Below are 3,225 nucleotides of genomic sequence, written 5' to 3'. Positions count from 1 at the left end.
CCGCCTGGGTGATCATGCACAATGGCCAGGCGCCGTTCTCGTCGTCGCTGACTTTTCCCTTCGCCAAGGAATTCATCGTCAATCTCGGCTGGTTCTTCATTCCGTTCTCCTGCTTCGTCATCGTCGGCGCCGGCAATGCGGTGAACCTGACCGACGGCCTTGACGGCCTGGCGATCGTGCCGATCATGATCGCGGCTGCCTCCTTCGGCGTCATCGCCTATCTCTCCGGCAACGCCGTGTTCGCCGAATATCTGCAGATCCATTTCGTGCCCGGCACCGGTGAACTGGCGGTCGTGCTCGGCGCGGTCATCGGCGCTGGCCTCGGCTTCCTCTGGTTCAACGCGCCGCCGGCGGCGATCTTCATGGGCGACACCGGATCGCTGGCCATGGGCGGCCTGATCGGCACCGTCGCGGTCGCCACCAAGCATGAGATCGTGCTGGTCATCGTGGGCGGATTGTTCGTCGTCGAAATCCTGTCGGTCATCATTCAGGTCGGCTATTTCAAGATGACCGGCAAGCGGGTGTTCCTGATGGCGCCGATCCACCATCATTTCGAAAAGCTCGGCTGGACCGAAAGCCAGGTGGTGATCCGCTTCTGGATCATCGCCGTCATCCTGGCGCTGGTCGGCCTGTCGACCCTCAAGCTGAGATAGGAAGCCCTTTGATCCCCGCCGCATCCTTTTCAGGCAAGCGCGTTTCGCTCTTCGGGCTTGGTGGCTCGGGGATCGCGACGGCGCGCGCGCTGATCGAGGGCGGCGCGGACGTGCTGGCCTGGGACGACAATCCCGACAGTGTGGCCAAGGCCGCCATTGCCGGTATCGCGACCGCTGATTTGCGCGGCGCCGACTGGGCGAAATTCTCGGCCTTCGTGCTGTCGCCTGGTGTGCCGCTGACGCATCCCAAGCCGCATTGGACGGTGGAACTGGCGCGCGGCTCAGGCGTCGAGATCATCGGCGACATCGAGCTTTTCTGCCGCGAGCGGGTGCTGAGCGCGCCGACAGCGCCTTTCATCGCCATCACCGGCACCAACGGCAAGTCGACGACGACCGCGCTGACCGCGCACATCCTGAAAGCCGCGGGACGGGATGCCCAGATGGGCGGCAATATCGGCCGCGCGGTGATGACGCTCGATCCGCCCGAGCCCGATCGGCACTATGTCGTCGAGTGTTCGTCCTACCAGATCGACCTCGCGCCCTCGATCAATCCGACGGCCGGCATCCTGCTCAACCTGACGCCCGATCATCTCGACCGCCACGGCACCATGCAGCACTACGCCGCGATCAAGGAGCGGCTGGTGGCCGGCAGCGAGACGGCGATCGTCGGCATCGACGATTCCTGGTGCGCGCAGATTGCCGAGCGGCTGGAGCGGGCGGGGCGGCATGTCATCCGCATTTCCAAGCGCCTGCCGCTGACCGACGGCTATTTCGCCGATGGCAGCAATTTGATGGAAGCTGTGCACGGCCGTTACAGCCGTGTCGCCTTCCTCGAAGGCATCGGCTCCTTGCGTGGCCAGCACAATGCCCAGAACGCTCTGGCTGCGGTCGCCGCTTGCCTCAAGGTCGGGCTGGAGCTTGGCGAGATCCAGTCGGGGCTGGAAAGCTTTCCCGGCCTCGCGCACCGCATGGAGCAGGTCGGCCGCAAGGACCATGTGCTGTTCATCAACGATTCCAAGGCGACCAATGCCGATGCTGCGGCGCCGGCGCTGTCGAGCTTCGCGCGCATCTACTGGATCGCCGGCGGCCTGCCCAAGGAAGGCGGCATCGAACCCTTGCGCGGTTTCTTCCCGCGCATCGCCAAGGCCTATCTGATCGGCGAGGCGGCGCCGGCGTTTTCGGCGACGCTGGGCGAGGCCGTGCCCTACGAGATTTCAGGCACGCTGGCCGCGGCGGTCGAGCACGCCGCGCATGATGCGGCTAAGGACGACAGCGGCGAGGCGGTGGTGCTGCTGTCGCCGGCCTGCGCCAGCTTCGACCAGTTCAAGAATTTCGAAGTTCGCGGCGAAGCCTTCAGGCAAGCTGCGAATGCTATCGAGGGTGTGAAACCCATCGGAGGGGCACGATAATGCAGAGCCGTCTCGACAAAAGTCCGGTTGCGACCTGGTGGTGGACGATCGATCGCTGGTTCCTGGCGGCGTTCCTGTCGCTGATGGGCCTCGGTATCGTGCTGTCCTTCGCGGCGAGCCCGGCGGTCGCCGAACGCATCGGCCTCGACAGTTTCCACTTCGCCACCAGGCAGATCATCTTCACCGTACCGGCGCTCGGCGTGATGCTGGCTGTGTCGTTCCTCGATTCCAGGCAGATCCGGCGCATGGCGCTGATCATGCTGTGCCTGATGCTGGTGCTGATGGTGGCGGTGCTCTACATCGGCGTCGAGGTGAAGGGCGCACGCCGCTGGGTGTCGCTTGCCGGCCTGTCGATCCAGCCGTCGGAATTTTTGAAACCAGCCTTCGTCATCATGTGCGCCTGGCTTTTCGCTGAGCACAAGCGCCAGCCCGACATTCCCGGCAATCTGTTCGCCATGTTGCTGCTGGTACTGGTCGTGTCGCTGCTGGTGGCGCAACCGGATCTCGGCCAGACCATGCTGACGACCGGCACCTGGGGCATCATGTTTTTCATGGCCGGGCTGCCCTGGCTGTGGATCGTTGCGCTGGGTGCCGCCGGCGTCGGCGGCGTTTTCGCCGCCTATACGGTGTTCCCGCACGTTGCCTTGCGCATCGACAAGTTTCTTACCGGCGAAGGCGACACATTCCAGGTCGATATGGGACGCGACGCGCTGATCAATGGCGGCTGGTTTGGCGTCGGACCAGGTGAGGGCACAGTCAAGCGCGTTATTCCCGACAGCCATGCCGACTTCGTCTTCTCGGTCGCAGGCGAAGAGTTCGGACTGATCATGTGCTTCTTCATCATGTCGATATTCGCCTTCATCGTGCTGCGCGGCCTCAACACGGCGCTGAAGGAGCATGACGATTTCACCCGCTATGCGGTCGGCGGCCTCGTCACCGTCTTCGGCCTGCAGGCGGTCATCAACATGTGCGTCAACCTCCAGCTTGTGCCGGCCAAGGGCATGACGCTGCCGTTCATCTCTTATGGCGGCTCTTCGCAGATCGCCATCGCCATCTCGATGGGGATGGTGCTGGCGCTGACACGCAAGCGGCCGGAAAAGCGCAAGCAGATGGGCTTTGGCCTGTCGCAACGCGCCGTGCCGGCGGAGTGATATGGCCAGAGG

At 64.0% G+C, this 3,225-nt stretch carries 3 protein-coding genes; all 3 read left to right on the top strand.

Features of this window, described 5'->3' with window-relative positions:
- Positions 1–653 (top strand): phospho-N-acetylmuramoyl-pentapeptide-transferase (mraY, locus tag EN949_RS34120; RefSeq protein ID WP_127371950.1); only part of this gene is annotated, 653 nt, incomplete at its 5' end.
- An 8-nt stretch (positions 654–661) separates the two neighbouring features.
- Positions 662–2,062 carry a UDP-N-acetylmuramoyl-L-alanine--D-glutamate ligase gene (murD, locus tag EN949_RS34115; RefSeq protein ID WP_127366320.1) on the top strand — a complete coding sequence of 467 codons (1,401 nt, stop codon included), beginning with the start codon at positions 662–664 and terminating at the stop codon, positions 2,060–2,062.
- Entirely contained in the window at positions 2,062–3,213 is a 1,152-nt protein-coding gene (ftsW, locus tag EN949_RS34110) for a putative lipid II flippase FtsW (RefSeq protein WP_013530956.1), read from the top strand. The genes murD and ftsW overlap by 1 nt, the downstream gene beginning before the upstream one ends.
- The last annotated feature ends 12 nt before the right edge of the window (positions 3,214–3,225 follow it).

This window comes from Mesorhizobium sp. M7A.F.Ca.US.007.01.2.1 (genome assembly GCF_003998165.1).
In the GTDB taxonomy this organism is placed as follows: Bacteria; Pseudomonadota; Alphaproteobacteria; order Rhizobiales; family Rhizobiaceae; genus Mesorhizobium; species Mesorhizobium ciceri.
This window is presented reverse-complemented; position numbering and strand designations above follow the sequence as displayed.